The sequence below is a fragment of the Eggerthella sp. BIOML-A1 genome (assembly GCF_009875595.1).
GTDB lineage: Bacteria > Actinomycetota > Coriobacteriia > Coriobacteriales > Eggerthellaceae > Eggerthella > Eggerthella lenta.
Map to the genome: position 1 here is coordinate 164,808 of NZ_WWRZ01000007.1, position 17,589 is coordinate 182,396.

Below are 17,589 nucleotides of genomic sequence, written 5' to 3' on the forward strand. Positions count from 1 at the left end.
TACAAAGTTGGTGCAATATCGAGTTGGTAGAGCTTCGAGCAGGAGGGATGACAGCATGGCAAAGGCACCCTTAAAACGAAGGATCGCCGACGCATTCATGATCTTGGTTCCGCAAGCCCCGACGCGACGCGTAACGGTGGCCGAGCTGACCCGCTACCTCGACATCGACCGCAAAACGTTTTACAACCACTTCGACAACATCGACAACCTCATGATTTGGATATATCGCGACTATCTGGCGACCATGCTCGGAAACCCCGTCTTCGACGAATGGGAGAAGACGACCCCACATCCCGACAAATTTGATCCGTACTCCGACATGCCCTTCTATGCACGCAACCTGCAGGACGGAACGCTCTGCCAGGGAGAATACTTCAAGCGCATGGCGTATCATTGGGAGAACCACCGGCAATATTACTCAATCGTGTTTTCAACTTCCTGCTACGTGAACCTCGTAGACTATATCATCGACCTGTTTTTGCCGGAATTCCGCAAGGACGTCGATCTCTATCGCGCCGACCGCGAGATGCCGGATATCGTAGCTGACTTTCTCGCCGAATATCACGTTATGGGCGTGTTCGGACGTCTGCGCTACCACTTCACACAAACAAACAAATTCATCATGCAAGACGAGTTGGAACCATTCTGGAACTACGCCCATATCATGCTGCGCGAAAGCGTCGACAGCTGCTACGAGCCAGTTGAACGCCGCGGTTTAGGAAAACTGCTTTCGTCGGCAAAACACGTCGAACGTTACAGTGGCTTCGCCTGCAGATGCCGCAAACACTAGATGCAAAAAACATCGCCATCGAGACGTACGCGTCGATGGCGATGTGAGGGCTTCGGCAAGCTGCTGCACAGAGGCTCCAAATTTTGCAGCGTACACCCGGACCCGACCAAAACACTTTTTCGCCTCTGAGCTATCCGCGTCGATCATTTAACCAGAATCGTCACGCACAAACTCAGATCGGATGCGCAGCCGACAGCGGAGGTGCGCCATTCGTCATGAAGCCTTCATATGCGCGGCTCGTTCGTCTCGGCTCTGCCGACAAGGCGCAACCGGATGGCGAGCAGCACTTCGCCACCTGTGCGCGCACCGCGTCGACCCCTCTCGAGAATTGGACAATCAGACTTAGTAATGAGTTCCATAGAACACACTATGGCGCATGGCAGCAGATACTCTTTACCCATGTCACAGAACACCCGAAAAGCCATCGGCAACCGAATCCGAGAGCTGCGCAAAAGCCAGAAGCTCTCGCAGCAGAAGCTTGCGCTGATGGTGAACGTCGAGCGCTCTTACCTGGCGAAAATCGAAGGCGGGAAGAGAAATCCCAGCCTCGAATGCATAGAGAAGATTTCCAAGGGCCTCGGCCTTTCCTTGGAAGAATTCTTCAAGGGGTTGTAGCCTCTTGGCCCGGGCAACCAGGATACTCGTCGGACAGCGCGTCCGGGCGCTTCGCGAGGAGAGCAATCTGACGCAGGAGCAGCTTGCGCTCATGACGGGTGTAGGACGGTCGTACCTCGCCAAGGTGGAGGCGGGCAACCGCAACGCCACCATCGACTTCATGGAGAAGGTCGCGCTCGGCTTGGGCGTGACGCTGGGTCAGCTGTTCGAGGGCTTGTAGGCTTCCTTTCCCATGGACGCAAGCGCATCTTCGACATCGACATAGGACGCGAGCGCCACCGCACCTCCCGCGGCCCCGTCTTCTGCGAAAGCGCCTGAAACTCGCACCCGTGCGGGAACGCCGCCGCGATTCACACACACGGTTCCGGCGAAGCCTCGCTCGCCCGCCTCGCGAGCCTCCTTGGCCAACGCACCGACGGCTCGACGCCCCTCCTCGTCGTCGCCCGTCACCAAACTGTAGCAAGCATTGGATTCGAGAGTTGTGAAAGCTTCATCCAACCTATGACGAGCGAACCCGATGCCCAGCAGCTCCATGAGCGTGCCTTCCTGCGCGACATCTCGCGCCTTCGCCCTTTCGCACTCGCCGAAGCGGTCGCCGCGAACACGTCGAGAAGGCGCTACGTCCGACGTGCTCCTGTTCTGGTAGAAACGGCGCTTATCGCGGTACATCGCCTCGTCTGCATCGAACAACGTCCTATCGATCTCGCTCGATCGCGGCGTCCATTGCGCGCCGATAGCCACCTCGCACGACGGAACTTCGTCGAACGCTTTCTGCAGCCGCCCCACAAGCGACCGAAAGCCCGCTTCGTCGGTATCCACGACCGTGGCCACGAACTCGTCACCACCCACACGGTACAGCCGCGCAACCTCTCCGAGAACGCGCTGCATCGTCTGAGCGCATGTTTGCAACAGATGGTCGCCTTCAGCATGGCCGCCGCGATCGTTGATCTCCTTCATACCGTTGACATCGAGAAAAACCGCGCCGAACGGGCGCGCCAGCTTCTCAAGGCGCCGCACGTCCTCGTTGTAGCGGTTTCGATTGTACAGCCCGGTCAGAGAATCGTGGTAGCTCATCGCCACTAGCTGGCGCTCGTTTTCGATACGCTGCAACGTCATGCTGTAGAAGTAGCACAACGTGCGCAGCAGCGGCGCGATGTCGCGGATCTGGTCGGCCGGAGGGTTGTCCATGCCGAGGAAGCCCACGAGACGCCCGTCGCGTTCGATGGGTGCGACGACCAGACTGGCGATCTCCTGCACGTGCAGCGTTTCGTACTCCCGAGGATCGACAACGCCCTTGATGGCGTCCAGATCCTCGATCAGCACGCATTCCCCCCGACCGAACAGGTCGAGCCACCGCTCGAACAAACGGTAGTCCATATCCTGAAGGCTTTCGATCTGGGAGGATATGCCGTCAGCACACCACTCGTGCGTATTGCTGAACCCCTCTCCGCGAGCCGAGAACAGATAGGAGCGCTCAGCTCCAAGCTCCTCGCCCAACCGTTCGAGCATGCGCACGGACGCACGCTCCGGATCGGTCTCGCGATACAGATCGTTAGCGATCTCGAGGATGACCTCCTCGTTGCGATGCAGGTTCCGAAAGCGCATACCCTCTTCTTTTTGATCGGTGAGGTCGAAGCCCACCTCAAGACGAACCAGCTTCCCGCCCCAGTTGATCAGACGATCGTTCAGCAGATGGCGATGGTTCGTCAAAGGGTTCGTGAATTCCCACACGTAGCTTTTCTCGACGCTGAGCAGATGATTCGTGCAGAACGGACACGGCTCATCGCGCCCTTGCAGGAATTCGTAGCACTTGAAGCCCTCCAGATCGGCATCGAGCGGCACCTTGAAAAGCCGGCGGCCCGCCTCGTTCACGTGCAGAAGCTCGTACGTCTCGATATCCGATATGTAAAACGGATCGGGATAGTTCAGATCGTCGTTGTATTCAGCCATGGAGAGCCTTCGTTCACGGTAACGGACATGCCGGCGTTTGCGCTTCGCGGTTACTGGTATTGCGTCCTAGTATAGCGATATTCTCAGTAACGTGCGCGCCCGATCGCAAGCTCCAGAAGAACGGCAGCGCCCTCCGGAGAGGGCGCAAAAAGCCGTGCATGCTCGATAGTAGACGAGAGGTCAAGCGCTGGGAAAACGCAGCACGAACGTGGTGCCCTGCCCTTCGGCGCTCTCCACCTCGATAACGCCTCCGTGGTACATAACCGCATGCTTGACGATGGCCAGACCCAGTCCCGTTCCTCCGGTTTCCTTCGAGCGGCTCTTGTCCACGCGGAAGAAGCGTTCGAACACCTTGTCGTGCAACTCGGCCGGGATGCCCGGTCCCGTGTCGCTGACGCGCACGACCGTCTGATACGCGGCGTTCGCGAGCCCGCCTTCCACGCATTCGGAGCCCACCTTCATGGTGACGAGGCCGCCTTCGTGGTTGTAGCGGATGCCGTTCTCGATGAGGTTGTACAGCATCTCCTCGGCCAACGTCTCGCTGCCCGCGATGCACGCCGACGCGCCCTCCACCCGCACGCGCACGCCCTGGTCGTCCGCGAAGCTGGACAACCTCCCGGCCACGCGCTGCGCCACCGCGTACAGGTTAATGGCCGTCGCACCGTCGTTCTCGAAGGCCGACTCGTCAAGCTTCGACAGCGTCAGCACGTCGTTGATCAGCGAGCGCATGGTCTGCGCCTCGTCGTAGATGAGCGCGGCGAACTTCTGGCGGTCGGAGGGCTGCACCATGTCGTTCTTCATGAGCTCGGCGTAGCCCGATATCACCTGCAGGGGCGTCTTCATCTCATGGCTCACGTTGCTGGAGAAATCGCGGCGCATGTTCTCGGCTTCGGCCAGCTCGCTGTTCTGCTGCTTGAGCTGGCGCTGTTGCTCGTCGATCCGGATGAGCAGCGGGTCCATCTCCTCGTATATCTCATTGTCCAAAGGGTTCGCGAAATCGAGCGCGTCGATGGGCTTCATGATCCGGCTCGTAAGTATCTTCGACAGCAGGAACACGAGCGCCACCGCCACGATGAGCGCTATGAGCACGGGCATGAGCATCTCGCTGAGGAACGATAGCAGCGAATGCCGCGTCTCGGACAGGCGCACGATACTGCCGTCGTCCAGCTTCACCGCCGCATACACGGTGTCGGTGCCCAGCGTTTCAGAGTAGCGCATGGTGACGGCCTCGCCCATGTCTGCCGCTTCCTGCACCTCGGGGCGGTCGGCGTGGTTGTCCATGGCATCGGTGTCGGCGGCGCTGTCGAACAGCACCGTGCCGTCCGCATCGATGAGCGTGTAGCGCGTCAGTCCGCTGAACTGCTCTTTCAGCGCGGGAGCGTTCTCGGACGACGGAGTGGCGTTCAGATAGCGCGCCGCATCCTGGGCACTGGCCGCAAGCTCGGTTTCAGCGTCGTGCTCGTAAGACAGGTAGTAGATGGTGGTCATCGTCACGGACAGCGCAACGATGACGGCCAACGTGAACGCGAGCACGCTCGTGAAAATCTTGCCGGACAGGCTCTTAACCTTGAAATGCGTCGGGCTCATGCGCGCGCTCACGAGGAGGGTTTGATGCAGTAGCCCACGCCGCGCACCGTACGAACGAGGGCGTCGGCCCCTTCTTGCGCCGCGGCCAGCTTCTGGCGCAGCGTCTGCACGTGCACATCCACCGTGCGCGTCTCCCCCACGTACGTCATACCCCACACGTCTTCCAGCAGTTGGCTGCGCGACAGCACGTGCCCCTGGTTCTGCAGCAGCGTGTGCAGCAGGTCGAACTCCTTGAGCGTGAGCGTGATGGGCTCGCCGCCCACCTGCACGGTGTGAGCCGACACGCATAGCTCGATAGGACCGCAAGACAGCTCGTCGTCGGCCATGACGGGAGGCGCCGACGCGCGGCGCATGAGCGCGTTCACGCGGCTGACCAGCTCCATCATGCCGAAAGGCTTGGCCAGATAGTCGTCAGCGCCGGCATCGAGGCCGCTCACCGTGTCGAACTCGGTGCCCTTGGCCGTGAGCATCATCACGGGCAGATGCTTGGTCGCCGGGTTCTCGCGCAGCATATGGAGGATCTCGAGCCCGTCGATTTCCGGCAGCATGATGTCGAGCAGCACCAACTCGGGGAGGCGCTCCTTGCACGCGGCGAAGAACTCGCCCGCCGCCGGGAAGCCCGCCGCCTCGAATCCGGCCTGCTTGAGAGCGTACACCGTGAGGTCGCGGATGTTGGTATCGTCTTCAACGTAGTAGATCATGGGTTGGTCCTTTCGGCCGGCAGCGCGCTTTCGCCGCCGTCGAACCTATTGTAAAGCAGGAGGAAAAACCACGGGCTTGCGGCAACGTCAAATTTGCGTAAAGCCGAAAGGATCCCGCACGGCGCCAGCCGGAACCCTCCTAGCTGACGCCGCACGGGATCCTTCGGCTCCGCGCCTTCGGCGCTGCGCTCAGGATGACAACGCTCTGGCCTAGCCGAACCTTCCCGCCACGTAGTCGGCGGTTCGGGGGTCGGCCGGGTTCGTGAAGATGTCGTCGGTGGAGCCGGCCTCCACCATCTCGCCCAACAGGAAGAACGCGGTCTTGTCGGACACGCGCAGCGCCTGCAGCATGTTGTGCGTCACCATGATCACCGTGTACTTGCTCTTGAGCTCGCCCACGAGATCCTCGATCTTGGCGGTGGAGATGGGGTCGAGCGCGCTGGTGGCCTCGTCCATCAGCAGCACTTCCGGGCGCACCGCCAACGCGCGCGCGATGCACAGGCGCTGCTGCTGGCCGCCGGAGAACCCGAGCGCGTTCTTCTTCAGACGATCCTTCATCTCGTCCCAGATGGCGGCGTCGCGCAGGCTCTGTTCCACGATGGCGTCCAGATCCTCGCGCTTCTTGATGCCGTGCGTGCGCGGGCCGAACGCCACGTTGTCGTACACGCTCATCGGGAAGGGGTTGGGCTGCTGAAACACCATGCCTACGCGACGGCGCAGGCTGTTCACGTCGATGGAGCGGTACGCATCCTCGCCGTCCAGCGTGATCTCGCCCTCGACGCGGCAGCCCTCCACGAGGTCGTTCATGCGGTTGAGGCTTTTCAGCAGCGTGGACTTGCCGCAGCCCGACGGGCCGATGAGCGCCGTCACCTGGTTCTCGGGGAACTGAAGGTCGATGCCCTTCAACGCATGGAAATCCTTGTAGTACAGATCGAGGTTGCGCACGCCCATCTTGACGGGCGCGTCGGCGGGCGCCTTCTCCTTGATGCGACGGTCGGCCGCCTGGCCCTGCGCCTGGGGCATATAGGTAGCCGGGGCGTTCTGGGTCGGAGCGGTTCTCTCGAGCGTGACGTTAGTCATCGGTGCCTCCCTTGTTCATCTTCTTGGCGGCGAACGTGGCCAGGAGGTTCAGAAGCACCACCATGACCAGCAGCACCACCGCCGTTGCATAGGTCTCGTTCACATGCAGGCCCTCGCTGGCCAGCGCGTACATGTGCACGGCCAGCGTGCGGGCGGAATCGAACACCGCCATGGCACCCTCACCGGCGAAATTCGGGATCTGGGCGATGGAGCCGGCCGTGAAAATGAGCGCGGCCACCTCGCCCACGCACCGGCCGAGCGCCAGTATCACACCGCCCAGAATGCCGGGCACGGCCGAAGGCAGCACGCAGCGAAACACCGTGCGCAAACGACCCGCACCCAGGCCGAAACCGCCTTCGCGGTACGCGTCGGGCACGGCCAACAGCGCCTCCTCGGTGGTGCGCATGACCACGGGCAGCACCATGATGGCCAACGTGCACGCGCCCGCCATGAGCGATAGGTTCCAGTGGAGCGCCGTCACGAAGAACAGCATGCCGAACAGGCCGTAGATGATGGACGGGATGCCCTGCAGCGTCTCGGCGGTGGTGCGCACGACAGCTACGAAACGGCTGCCGCGCGGCGCGTATTCCACCAGGTAGATGGCCGATCCCACGCCCACCGGCACCGCCATGAGCAGCGAGAGGGCCGCCATCAGCAGCGTGTTCACCAGCGCCGGCATAAGCGAGACGTTCGTGGAGTTGTACTCCCACTCGAACAGGCTGGGCGTAAGGTACGGCACGCCGTTCACCAGGATGTAGCCCACCAGGAACAGCAGCACCGCCGTGGTCAGCAGCGCGCCCAGATACACCAGCGCTCGCAGCAGCATGGAAAACACGCGGCGTGCGGCGCGATGACGCTCTTCCGCCGCTTCGAACATCGCATCGATCCGATCGCCCGGGTTGGCGGCGGGCGCCGGGGAGGCATCGGCCGATTCGTAGGCGATCGTCAGCTTGGGACTCATTATCTCATCTCACCCCGCTTCTTGATAACGTTGAACAACATGGTGATAAGCAGGATGAACACGAACAGCACCACGCCGGTGGCCACGAGCGCGCCGCGATGGAGGTCGGCCGCGTAGCCCATTTCCAACACGATGTTCGCGGTCATGGTGCGCACGCCGCTGAAGATGCTCTCGGGAATGAGGGCCTGGTTGCCGGCCACCATGATGACGGCCATGGTCTCGCCGATGGCACGGCCCACGCCCAGCACGATGCTGGCCATGATGCCGGAGGTCGCGGCCGGCACGATGACGCGGAACACCGAGCGCTCGTGATCGGCGCCCAGCGCGAGGGAGCCTTCGTAGTACTTCTTGGGAACGGCGTCCAGCGCGCTTTGCGCCACCGTGATGATAGTAGGCAGGATCATGATGCCCAAGAGCACAGACGCCGCCAGCAGCGACAGGCCGTTGCCCGTCACGTTGTCCGGCGTGTTCGCGCGAACGAACGGCACCAGGATCACCAGGCCGAAAAAGCCGTAGACGACCGACGGGATGCCGGCCAGCAGCTCGACGCCCGGCTTGAGCACGGCAGCGATCTTCCCGCTGGCGAACCGCGACAGGAAGATGGCGCACAAAAGGCCCGTGGGCACGCCCACGACCATTGCGCCGGCGGTCACGTAGATGCTGCCCACGATCATCGGGAAGATGCCGTAGATATCGTTGGCAGGACGCCACGTGGTGCCGAAGAGGAACTCGGGAAGGCCGATCTGCGCGAGGGCCGGCACGCCGTTCGCGAAGAGAAAGACGCAGATGAGAGCCACCGCGAGAACCGATATCCCCGCGGCGGCCACGAACAGCGCCTTCGCTATGCCCTCTTTGATGTGAAGTTGAGACATGCGAATCCTACTCTATCAGCCGCGGGCCTAGGCCAGCGCCTCTTCCCACGTGATCAGCTCGCCGGTATAGATGCCCTTCACCTGGTCGGAGGTGAGCCCGTCAACGGAGGCATCCGGGTTCACGATAACCGCGATGCCGTCCTGTGCGATAACCGTGGCCTTCACGCCGTTCTCGGAGTCTTTGAGCTCGCGGGAGACCATGCCGATGTCGCAGGTTCCCTCGGTGGCCATGTTCACGCCGGTGGTGGAGTCGGACTGGTTGACCTCGATGGCGACGTCGGGATTGAGAGCCTTGTACGCTTCGGCCAGCTTCTCCATGACCGGGGTCACGGACGAAGAGCCGGCGATGACGATCTTGCCGGACTTGCCGGAAGCCTTATAGGAGCCCGCGCCGTCGGCAACGGAGATGCAACCGTTCTCCTCGACCACCTTCTGACCGTCGGAACTCATGATGTAGTCGATGAAGTCCTGGGCCACGTCGGACACGCCGTCCTTCGTCACGATATTGAACGGACGGGCCACCTTGTACGTGCCGCTCTTCACGTTCTCGGCCGTAGCCTCGGCGCCGTCGATGTTGAGCGCCTTCACCGTGTTGTTCAGCGAACCGAGCGATATGTAGCCGATGGCGTTCGCGTCGCCCGCCACGGACGTCATCATGACGGACGTGGAGTTCGTGATGGCGGCCGTGGGAATGGTCAGATCAACCTTGTCCCCGTTCGCATCCTTTTCCTCGATGCCGAACAGCTCGATGAACGCACCCCGCGTGCCGGAGCCGTCCTCGCGCGAATAGACCGAGACCTTGCCGGACGGGCTGGTCGAAGCCGACGCTCCTCCGTCGGTTGCGCCGCTTTCGCCCTCGCCGCTGCCCGACGCACAGCCGAACAGCCCGAACAGCCCCAGCGCCAGAACCGCCGCACTCACCGCCATTGCCAAACGCTTCTTCATCTTCTTCCTTCCTTCGATGCGCTTTGCGAGCGCATTGCTTTCCGCTGAAACGCGGGCATCGGAGGCCCGCTGCAAGGAACATGATGAAGACGGAGCATCAGAACCGTGTCGGATGCCGGTCAAAAGTCTGTAAAGTTTCGTGAGGCCGTCTTTTTCGTGCCGGCGCTAGATCGACGCAAGACCTACGCCAGGCGTACGCTCAAACTGTGTTGGAAACACTGGCAAGAAATATGGAATCCGCGTTGGAAGCGCGTTGAAAGCGCACGAGATCGAGGAAGATCCGCGCTGGATGCGCGCCATCTGCGCGTGATACGCGGTCGTAATACTAGAAGGTACGAAGCGCAGAGGCGGCGCGGCACCACACCCCTTTCCACCCGATGTTCCCGAGCGAGGGACCGAAGGAGGGAGGTGGACGCCATGACCGTTTTGGCCTTGATAGCGGCGATCCTTGAGTTCGCTTCCAGTTTGCTGGGGTTCTTGACAGCGATAATGGAGCGGCTCCCGATCCGCAAGGACAAGGAGCCGTAACAAGAAGCCAAACCGCCGAAGCGATTCGAGAGCCGTGGGGAGTTAGCAGCTCCCTGCGGCTCGCCTCTATTATACGAACGGGCAGCGCAAAAGCAAGCTCGAACGCAACCTTCCCAGCCTCCCGCGCGCCGATTCATTCCCGGCTCTCGCGCGCCCGTCCCGCGCTTGATCAGTACACGTTGTGGATGACCTCGGCGGAGCCGAGGAGGTTCTCCACGGGCAGCGTGGAGCCGTCGTCGAGCACCACCGTGCCGTCGAAGCGGCCGAACACCTGGTGCTGGTCGGATCGGATCAGCTTGAAGTCCATCCAGTCCACACGGTCGAGCAGCGGTGTGAACACGAGGTCGAGCCGTCCCTCGTCGTCGGTCATATGCCAGGGCTGCATGAGCTGGTAGCGATCGGCCGTCTTCTTCGCGTGCGCGCCGCCCGTCTTTTGGGGGATGCCGAAGTCCACGCGGTGCAGCTTGTGCGCCGCACCGTCGATGAACACCATGTTCTCGGAAGCCGCCGACGTGTCGCCGAACCCGTAGCCCAGGTTGAGGCCGAAGCGACGACCGTCCTGCCAACCCTGCGCCACGGCCCAGTACCACGTGTTGTCGCGCGTCCATACGCCTCGCCCCCAGTCCAGCAGGCCGAACGAGTTCTCGGGGCAGAACCCGTGCACCAAAAGCCCCTTCTTGAAACTGCCCCTCGCCTGCATGGCGACGATCTTCTGGTTGTAGTAGAACGCGAGCGGGTCTTCGGCCCATGGCGTGCTGATCACCATCGAATCGCGCGGCTCCTCGTCCAGCACGGCCTCGAACGTCAGATCGTCGCCACCGTCGAAGCCCGCGAACCACACGTTGAGGCGGCGCTGGCCGCCGGCAACCTCGAAGCGGAACGATACGCGGTTGTTCTCGAAGGAGGTCACGCCCTCGGCCGAGGTGGCGGGCAGCTTGAAGCGCCCCATCGGAAACGGCGAGATCACGCTGGCCGTATGCGACGTGGCCTGCGCGAAGTCCATCACCGATGCCGAGATGAGCCCCACGTAACCCATATCGGCGACGGTCAGCGCCACAGCGAACTCGTCGTCGTTCACCAGGTAGTAGTCCCATTCTTTGATGCGGCGCTTCGGCGCCTTGATACGGTCGCGATCGTACGCGCGCAGAAGCGACGTGGCCCATCCGCATTCGGCGAGCTTGCCGTCGAGGTGGTGCAGCGGGCCTTCGGTCAAACGAGTTTCGGACATGGTTTTCATCGCCTCCTCGCTCACGATTGCTCCTCTTTCCCAAGCCGCAGCGCCCGCGCCATGCGCTTGCGGAAGCTCGGCCTCTGCTTCTGCTTGGGAGTCGGCTTCGGTTTAGGCTTCGGCTTGGTCGGCGCATGGCCGGCGGCTTCCTGCGCAGCGGCCTCTTCGGCTTCCTGCTGCGCCTCCTCCAGCACCTGCTCCGCGCGATCGGGCGCCGCCGTTCGGGTCAGCGGCGCCACGGCGCGCAGCACCGCATCGGTTGCACGGCCCGTGGTACGGCTGTCGGCCATGCTGAACGAGATGGAACCCGCATAGCCCTGCGCGGTGATCTCCGAGAACGTGAGCTTCGGCTGTTTAACCACCTTGCCGATGCCGGCCGCCGCCTCGCCGGCCTTGCGCTCGATAGCCTCGGCCACTTCGTCGAGATGCTGGCCTTCCGTGGTGACCACGATGGCCAAGCTTACTTGGTTCGTGGGCGGAAGGTGCGTGAGAGCGGTTTTGCTGATGATGGAGTTGGGGATGAGCACTTCCTCGCCCGCGCCGTTGCGTATGGTGGTGTGGCGCCAGGTGATGTCTTTCACCACGCCTGTGGACGAGCCCACCTCGATGTTGTCGCCGGGTTTGATGATGCGCAGCAGGCTGACCTGCAAACCTCCGATGAGGTTCGACAGCGTGTCCTGGAAGCCCAGCGAGATGGCGATGCCGCCGATGCCGAGCGCGGTGATGGCGGCGCTCACGTCCACGCGGAAGCAGGTGGACAGCATGATGCACACGCCGGTGATCCACACGGCTCCGCGGGCGATGTTGATGAAGATGGAGCTTGAGGGCAAATCGCGCTCTTCGTTGATGGCAAGCACGCGGCCCAGGAAGCGCCTCGTCAGACGCGCGACGACTGCCGTGATCGCCAGAATGACCACCGCCGAGATGGCCGTGGTCACCCAGTCGGTGCGCACGATAGCGTCGATGTAGTTTTGAAGCTGTTCCATGCCGTTATCCTACCATGTCGACCATACCGTCGCCAAGGAAAGGAGACGGCGCCTCACCACGATGGGGGCTTTACAGGGAAGTCTTCGTGAGTTTCCCACAAAACGATGCGACCGCGGGCCCGGGTGGCGGGAACGTCAATCAACCGTTGGTTGCGGGAGCCGCGCCACGGAAGCTGGTAGGAATGTTGCGCCTGGACGAAGGGGCCGTCCACCAGCACGTCGGTCTGGTCGAGCAGATCGCGCGCGGCCGGATCGGGGATGCCCTCCTCCAGCTGCTCGTAGCGGTAGCCCGAGTACGTCCACACGTCCAGTCCCAGCTCGCGCACTTGGCGCGCCAATGCGGCGCACGCGGCGGCCTGCTCGAACGGCTCGCCGCCCGAAATGGTGACGCCCTGCACCAGCTTGTTGGCAGCGATCTCCGCCACCACGTCGGCGATGGCGCGCACCGTGCCGCCCGCGCAGGGCTGGCTGTCGGGGTTGTGGCACCCGGGACAGCCGTGCGAGCAGCCCTGCACGAACACGGCATAGCGCAGCCCCGGCCCATCGACGATGGAATCCGGAGCCGTGCCGTAAAGACGTATAGTGTCGGGAGAGGTCACGTTCAACCTGTTACATCTGATGCTTCACGCGGTCGCCTTCTTCGGCGCGCTTGGCATCGTTGAAGCGGTCGAGGGTGCCCACGAGGTAACCGGTGATGCGGCGGATGCGCTCGAACGACTGGCCGTGCTCCGCCTCGGTGCGGCCGCACTTGGGGCACACGTCTCCGATGATGCCGTTGTAACCGCACACGGGATCGCGATCCACCGGATGGTTCACTGAACCGTAGCCGATGCCGCTCTCCTTCATGTGCCGGATGACGGCCTCGAACGCCTCGAGGTTCTCGCTGGGGTCGCCGTCCAGCTCCACGTAGGAGATATGGCCCGCATTCGTCAGCGCATGGTACGGCGCCTCGATCTCGATCTTGTCGAAGGCGCTGATGTCGTAGTACACCGGCACGTGGAAGCCGTTCGTGTAGTAGTCGCGATCGGTGATGCCGGGGATGGGCCCGTAGCGCTCACGGTCCATACGCACGAAGCGGCCGGACAGGCCTTCGGCCGGCGTGGCGATGAGGCCGTAGTTCAGCCCGCGCTCCTGCGACAGGCGGTCGAGGTAGCTGCGCATATGGCCGATGATCTCGAGGCCCAGGTTCTGCGAAGCCTTCGACTCGCCGTGGTGCTTGCCCGTCAGCGCCACCAGCGTCTCGGCCAAGCCGATAAAGCCCAGCGACAACGTGCCGTGCTTCAGCACCTCACGCTGCTCGTCGGTAGGCGCCAGCTTCTCGGAATCGATCCACACGCCCTGGCCCATGAGGAACGGTGCGTTGTACACGTGCTTGCGCGCCTGGATCTCGAAGCGCTCGTCAAGCTGCCCCACCGCCAGCGCAAGCTTCGCGTCCAAGAGGTCGAAGAACAGATCGAGGTCGCCCTTCGAGCGGATGGCCAGGCGCGGCAGGTTGATGGACGTGAAGCTGAGGTTGCCGCGGCCGGGAGCGATCTCGCGATCGGGATCGTACACGTTGCCCATGACGCGCGTACGGCAGCCCATGTAGGCGATCTCCGTCTCGGGCGTGCCCTTGTAGTACTGCGCGTTGAACGGCGCGTCGATGAAGCTGAAGTTCGGGAACAGGCGCTTCGCGGAGCAATGCATGGCCAGCTTGAACAGGTCGTAGTTCGGATCCTCGGGGTTGTAGTTCACGCCCTCCTTCACGCGGAAGATCTGCACGGGGAAGATGGGCGTCTCGCCGGAGCCGAGGCCTTCCTCGGTGGCCAGCAGCATGTTCTTCACCACCATGCGACCCTCGGGCGAGGTGTCCATGCCGTAGTTCACCGAGCTGAACGGCGTCTGCGCGCCGGCGCGGCTGTGCATGGTGTTCAGGTTGTGCACGAGCGCCTCCATGGCCTGGAACGTCGTGCGGTCGGTATCGCCCAGGGCGTTCTTAGCCGCATAGGCCACGGCCTTGTCGGCGGCCTCCTCGCTGGCGCCGACCTCCACGAGCGCCGCGCGCACGGCGGCCTCGAAGCCCTCGTCCATGGCGAGGCTGGCCCACACGCCCGTCTCCGCCTCGATGCGCGCGAGCGCGTCCTGCGCGAACGCGCGGGAGTCGTCCACGGAATCGCCCAGCAGCAGATCGACGGCTTCGGCCAGATGCTTCTTGTACAGGCGGCGGTACGTCTTGCGCACGCCCTCGGCCAGACCGTAGTCGAAGTCGCAGATAGCCTGGCCGCCGTGCTGGTCGTTCTGGTTGCTCTGGATGGCGATGCAGGCCAGCGCCGCGTAGCTGGCGATGTCGTTGGGCTCGCGCAGCACGCCGTGACCCGTGGAGAAGCCGCCCTTGAACAGCTTCTTCAGCTCGATCTGGCAGCATGTGGTAGTGAGCGTATAGAAGTCCATGTCGTGGATGTGGATGTCGCCCTCACGATGCGCTCGCGCGAACTTCGGGTCGATGACGCACATCTCATAGAACTGCTTGGCCGACTCCGAGCCGTACTTGAGCATGGTGCCCATGGCGGTGTCGGCGTCGATGTTGGCGTTCTCGCGCTTCATGTCAGAGTCCGACGCCTTCGAGAACGTGATGTCCTTGAGCGTTTGGATGAGGCGGCTGTTCACGTCGCGCGAGCGGCTGCGCTCGGCGCGGTACAGGATGTAGGACTTGGCCGTCTGCACGAAGCCGGACTCGATGAGCGTCTCCTCCACGAGGTCCTGCACGCCCTCAACCGTGGGCGCGCCCTCGATGGCGCCGCTCTCCAGCTTGTCCACCACGCGCTGCGCGATATCCTCGGCCGCCGCACGATCCTGCATGGCCCCGCATGCCTGGAAAGCGCGCTCCACCGCCTCGGCGATCTTCTCCTGCTTGAATTCCACCGTCCGGCCGTCGCGCTTCATGATGGTCTCGACCATGCTGCCAATCCTCTCTTCGAGCTTCTTCTTGCTTCGTCGTTTTCCTGCTGCGAGCTGTGGCTTCGCTTGGTTTATGCGCAGTGTTTCCACACGATCTACGCCATGTTTTCCACAATATGTAGTAGTAGGTGATGTTAGGAAAGTGAACATATAGTACTCGCGCGGCGCCCACCATGCAAGAGGTAAAACCATGGAGATTCAACGCCCACACGGGATACGGCGGGCGATTCACAGTATATCCACGGGCATGCAGGCGAACGTTGAAAGCTCGTCCGAGGCGACGCGCGCACGCGGGGAGCAGCTTCGCCAGAAGAGCACCGCGAACGACGGGCTCGCACCGATGCCCCTGCCGGTCGCTGCAGCCTCGCCCCACGCGCTATTGGACGGTGCCGTACACCTGCCCCCACGCATGCCCGCCGATAGCCGAGTTCAGCTGGTCGCATAGGCGCTGGCGCGTGTAGCTGCCGGGCGGCAGCAGGTTGACGATCTCGGCCAGGTCGTCGGGAAGATCGGCGGCCTCGGCGGCCACGACGATGTCGAGGCGGCGGAGCTTCTCCTTCGGCCCCAGCCCGAGGTACAGCGAATCCACCACATCCTGCAGCGCTCCGTAATGCGGGCTGCGCACCGTGTTAGAGCCTACCATGCTACTCCTCCACATCCGAGCGCACAACGTCGAACCCTTCGCTGGCCGCCGCGAGCGCGCCTGCATAGGCCGGCGTGGCGGCACCGGCCGCACGCAGGAACTGGGCTCCGGCCGCACGCAGCTGCACGGCCGCCCCTACCAGCACATCGGGGCAGTAATACGGGTTCTCGTGCGTAACGTCGCCTTGCTTCGGATTATGCTCGCGCACGATCAGCTGAGCCAGCACCGGCAGCCGCCCCGCCCCGCTGGCGCGGCGAGCGAACGTCACGGCCGCATCGAGCGGAGCCGCCGTGGCGAAGCCGACCACGCTGGCCTCGTAGTCCACCATGACGGCGAGCGCATCCTCGAACGTGTGCCGGCCGTCGGCCAGCATGCCGTCGGCATCCACGTCCACCGACGCGAACACCGGCGCGCCGCTCACCTGGCGCACGCCCATGAGCGCGCACTTGAGGTCGGCCGGGTTGGCGAACCCGTTGAGGAAGAACGCGTCGAACTCCTGGCCATCGCAGGCGTGGGCGGCACGGGCGTACTGGTCGCGGTTCTCGTTGAGCGAGCTTTTGCTGGCGGCATCGAGGGGGAGGCCGCACGGGCCGATCTCCACCAGCACGTGCTGGGGCTTCAGCTCGCGCGCCAGGGACAAGCCCGTGCGCACGATCTCCGCCGCGCGGTCCTCCATGCCGCGATGCGCCAGACGAGCAGGCGCGATGCCTTCCGTGTTCGCCACGAGGCACTGGGCGCCTGCCATCTTGTTGAGGCGCAGCGCATCGCGCACCGCCTCCGGCTCCACAAGGTTGGCGAATTCGAGATCGTGTTCCACGTCGAACCCTTGCCGGGCCAGTACAACGGCAACCGGCGAGGACAGCACGAGCATGTCCTTGTGAAAACGAAGCGCGATATCGGGCATGGGGAGTTCCTTTCGTCAGGTGATCCATGATACCGAAAAGAGCCCCGACATGCGACCGTCGAAATGAGCCGATGCGCTCGCGCACACCGAGACGGAAGTATCTCGCGCGAACGGCGCAGTTCGAGCGGCGGAAGGAAGGAGGATGGACGCTCGCCGACGCTTCGCGGCATTTCACAGGACGAACATGAGTCGATCACGTGTTCTTCAAGGCTTACTTTTATACTTGGTCTCGCAAACGAAAGAATCCCCTCCTTTCAGTTTGTACTGCTTTTCCCCTTACAAAGCAGTGGCGGCACCTCGGTGCCGCACATCCCCCTCCTTGTGGCCCGGTGGAGCTCCCCTCTCCCCGGGCCGATCTGTTTCTCGTACCCGCACACACCCGCTTCCGCATCATCGACCAACGCATATCATCGTAGAACATGTTACTTCAGGTCGATGCCGCTTTGAGGCAATGTCGTTCGCCAACCTTTCGCTCGCCAGATTTCTGCGGCGCGGCGCCCATCGGAAAACTTCTTTTCCTGACTCTTTTGATCCTTGTTAACGAACCGTTACTCTGCGACCCATCGTTTCACAAAACGCGCACGCCCGCATCATACGATGTGCGCGAACGACCCGTATACTAGCAGCTGTAAACGAAAGGCTCCCCTCCTTTCAGTTTGCCTCTGCTTTACCCCCTTAGAAGCAGAGCGATGCGCAAGCGTCGCATCATCCCCCTCCTTGTGGCCCGGTGGAGCTCCCCTCTCCCCGGGCCGATCTGTTTTCATGCCCCTCGCTTCGTCGAACCCGGGTTATAGGCAAGAAAGTGTGTCCAGAGCCTAATCGTAATCCATGCGATAAGGGCCGCTTGCATGCAGGTCATTCC

At 62.8% G+C, this 17,589-nt stretch carries 16 protein-coding genes; 3 read left to right on the forward strand and 13 right to left on the reverse strand.

The annotated features are described in order from the left end of the window. The first annotated feature begins 55 nt into the window (after nucleotides 1-55). From GT590_RS10830 to GT590_RS10840, 3 genes are all read left to right on the forward strand, one after another. Complete coding sequence (locus tag GT590_RS10830) at nucleotides 56-790, forward strand: hypothetical protein (RefSeq protein WP_147271370.1); 735 nt, start codon at nucleotides 56-58, stop codon at nucleotides 788-790. 369 nt (nucleotides 791-1,159) lie between these two features. Then, nucleotides 1,160-1,405: a helix-turn-helix domain-containing protein gene (locus tag GT590_RS10835; protein ID WP_229116991.1), complete on the forward strand. Its 246-nt coding sequence runs from the start codon at nucleotides 1,160-1,162 to the stop codon at nucleotides 1,403-1,405. Nucleotides 1,406-1,409: 4 nt separating this feature from the next. Further along, nucleotides 1,410-1,625, forward strand: a complete 216-nt coding sequence (locus GT590_RS10840) for a helix-turn-helix domain-containing protein (protein WP_161171086.1) — start codon at nucleotides 1,410-1,412, stop codon at nucleotides 1,623-1,625. Here the strand turns inward: GT590_RS10840 and GT590_RS10845 are convergent. From GT590_RS10845 to GT590_RS10905, 13 genes are all read right to left on the reverse strand, one after another. Continuing rightward, entirely contained in the window at nucleotides 1,604-3,355 is a 1,752-nt protein-coding gene (locus GT590_RS10845) for a sensor domain-containing diguanylate cyclase (RefSeq protein ID WP_114516364.1), read from the reverse strand. The two genes, GT590_RS10840 and GT590_RS10845, sit on opposite strands and share 22 nt — an antisense overlap. Nucleotides 3,356-3,535: 180 nt before the next feature. Further along, nucleotides 3,536-4,942, reverse strand: a complete 1,407-nt coding sequence (locus tag GT590_RS10850; protein WP_009306683.1) for an ATP-binding protein — start codon at nucleotides 4,940-4,942, stop codon at nucleotides 3,536-3,538. Between the two features lie 8 nt (nucleotides 4,943-4,950). Continuing rightward, nucleotides 4,951-5,643, reverse strand: coding sequence for a response regulator transcription factor (locus GT590_RS10855; RefSeq protein ID WP_009306684.1), 693 nt, complete (start codon nucleotides 5,641-5,643; stop codon nucleotides 4,951-4,953). Nucleotides 5,644-5,853: 210 nt separating this feature from the next. Further along, entirely contained in the window at nucleotides 5,854-6,594 is a 741-nt protein-coding gene (gene pstB, locus GT590_RS10860; RefSeq protein ID WP_217309376.1) for a phosphate ABC transporter ATP-binding protein PstB, read from the reverse strand. A gap of 121 nt (nucleotides 6,595-6,715) precedes the next feature. Further along, nucleotides 6,716-7,684, reverse strand: coding sequence for a phosphate ABC transporter permease PstA (pstA, locus tag GT590_RS10865; protein WP_114516366.1), 969 nt, complete (start codon nucleotides 7,682-7,684; stop codon nucleotides 6,716-6,718). After that, complete coding sequence (pstC, locus tag GT590_RS10870; protein ID WP_114516367.1) at nucleotides 7,684-8,556, reverse strand: phosphate ABC transporter permease subunit PstC; 873 nt, start codon at nucleotides 8,554-8,556, stop codon at nucleotides 7,684-7,686. The genes pstA and pstC overlap by 1 nt, the downstream gene beginning before the upstream one ends. Before the next feature lie 27 nt (nucleotides 8,557-8,583). After that, nucleotides 8,584-9,501 (reverse strand): substrate-binding domain-containing protein, encoded by a 918-nt coding sequence (locus GT590_RS10875; RefSeq protein ID WP_114516368.1) that lies wholly within the window; start codon nucleotides 9,499-9,501, stop codon nucleotides 8,584-8,586. A 697-nt stretch (nucleotides 9,502-10,198) separates the two neighbouring features. Beyond that, nucleotides 10,199-11,281, reverse strand: a complete 1,083-nt coding sequence (locus tag GT590_RS10880; RefSeq protein ID WP_114516369.1) for a DUF2804 domain-containing protein — start codon at nucleotides 11,279-11,281, stop codon at nucleotides 10,199-10,201. Next, complete coding sequence (locus tag GT590_RS10885; protein ID WP_009609437.1) at nucleotides 11,278-12,243, reverse strand: mechanosensitive ion channel family protein; 966 nt, start codon at nucleotides 12,241-12,243, stop codon at nucleotides 11,278-11,280. The genes GT590_RS10880 and GT590_RS10885 overlap by 4 nt, the downstream gene beginning before the upstream one ends. Nucleotides 12,244-12,296: 53 nt before the next feature. Continuing rightward, nucleotides 12,297-12,842 (reverse strand): anaerobic ribonucleoside-triphosphate reductase activating protein, encoded by a 546-nt coding sequence (gene nrdG / locus GT590_RS10890; protein WP_114516376.1) that lies wholly within the window; start codon nucleotides 12,840-12,842, stop codon nucleotides 12,297-12,299. Between the two features lie 10 nt (nucleotides 12,843-12,852). Beyond that, nucleotides 12,853-15,180 (reverse strand): anaerobic ribonucleoside triphosphate reductase, encoded by a 2,328-nt coding sequence (locus GT590_RS10895; RefSeq protein WP_161171087.1) that lies wholly within the window; start codon nucleotides 15,178-15,180, stop codon nucleotides 12,853-12,855. 376 nt (nucleotides 15,181-15,556) lie between these two features. Next, nucleotides 15,557-15,823 (reverse strand): hypothetical protein, encoded by a 267-nt coding sequence (locus GT590_RS10900; RefSeq protein WP_021409631.1) that lies wholly within the window; start codon nucleotides 15,821-15,823, stop codon nucleotides 15,557-15,559. Between the two features lies 1 nt (nucleotide 15,824). Next, nucleotides 15,825-16,727 (reverse strand): homocysteine S-methyltransferase family protein, encoded by a 903-nt coding sequence (locus GT590_RS10905; protein WP_161171088.1) that lies wholly within the window; start codon nucleotides 16,725-16,727, stop codon nucleotides 15,825-15,827. Nucleotides 16,728-17,589: the final 862 nt, after the last annotated feature.

Excerpts from the sequence above, each read along its gene's own strand:
- pstB (WP_217309376.1), bottom strand. The coding sequence starts at position 6,594 with ATGGGCGTGCGCAACCTCGATCTGTACTACAAGGATTTCCATGCGTTG.
- GT590_RS10885 (WP_009609437.1), bottom strand. The coding sequence starts at position 12,243 with ATGGAACAGCTTCAAAACTACATCGACGCTATCGTGCGCACCGACTGG.
- GT590_RS10905 (WP_161171088.1), bottom strand. The coding sequence starts at position 16,727 with ATGCCCGATATCGCGCTTCGTTTTCACAAGGACATGCTCGTGCTGTCC.
- GT590_RS10830 (WP_147271370.1), top strand. The coding sequence starts at position 56 with ATGGCAAAGGCACCCTTAAAACGAAGGATCGCCGACGCATTCATGATC.
- GT590_RS10895 (WP_161171087.1), bottom strand. The coding sequence starts at position 15,180 with ATGGTCGAGACCATCATGAAGCGCGACGGCCGGACGGTGGAATTCAAG.
- GT590_RS10900 (WP_021409631.1), bottom strand. The coding sequence starts at position 15,823 with ATGGTAGGCTCTAACACGGTGCGCAGCCCGCATTACGGAGCGCTGCAG.
- pstC (WP_114516367.1), bottom strand. The coding sequence starts at position 8,556 with ATGTCTCAACTTCACATCAAAGAGGGCATAGCGAAGGCGCTGTTCGTG.
- GT590_RS10850 (WP_009306683.1), bottom strand. The coding sequence starts at position 4,942 with ATGAGCCCGACGCATTTCAAGGTTAAGAGCCTGTCCGGCAAGATTTTC.
- GT590_RS10835 (WP_229116991.1), top strand. The coding sequence starts at position 1,160 with ATGGCGCATGGCAGCAGATACTCTTTACCCATGTCACAGAACACCCGA.
- GT590_RS10875 (WP_114516368.1), bottom strand. The coding sequence starts at position 9,501 with ATGAAGAAGCGTTTGGCAATGGCGGTGAGTGCGGCGGTTCTGGCGCTG.
- pstA (WP_114516366.1), bottom strand. The coding sequence starts at position 7,684 with ATGAGTCCCAAGCTGACGATCGCCTACGAATCGGCCGATGCCTCCCCG.
- GT590_RS10845 (WP_114516364.1), bottom strand. The coding sequence starts at position 3,355 with ATGGCTGAATACAACGACGATCTGAACTATCCCGATCCGTTTTACATA.
- GT590_RS10855 (WP_009306684.1), bottom strand. The coding sequence starts at position 5,643 with ATGATCTACTACGTTGAAGACGATACCAACATCCGCGACCTCACGGTG.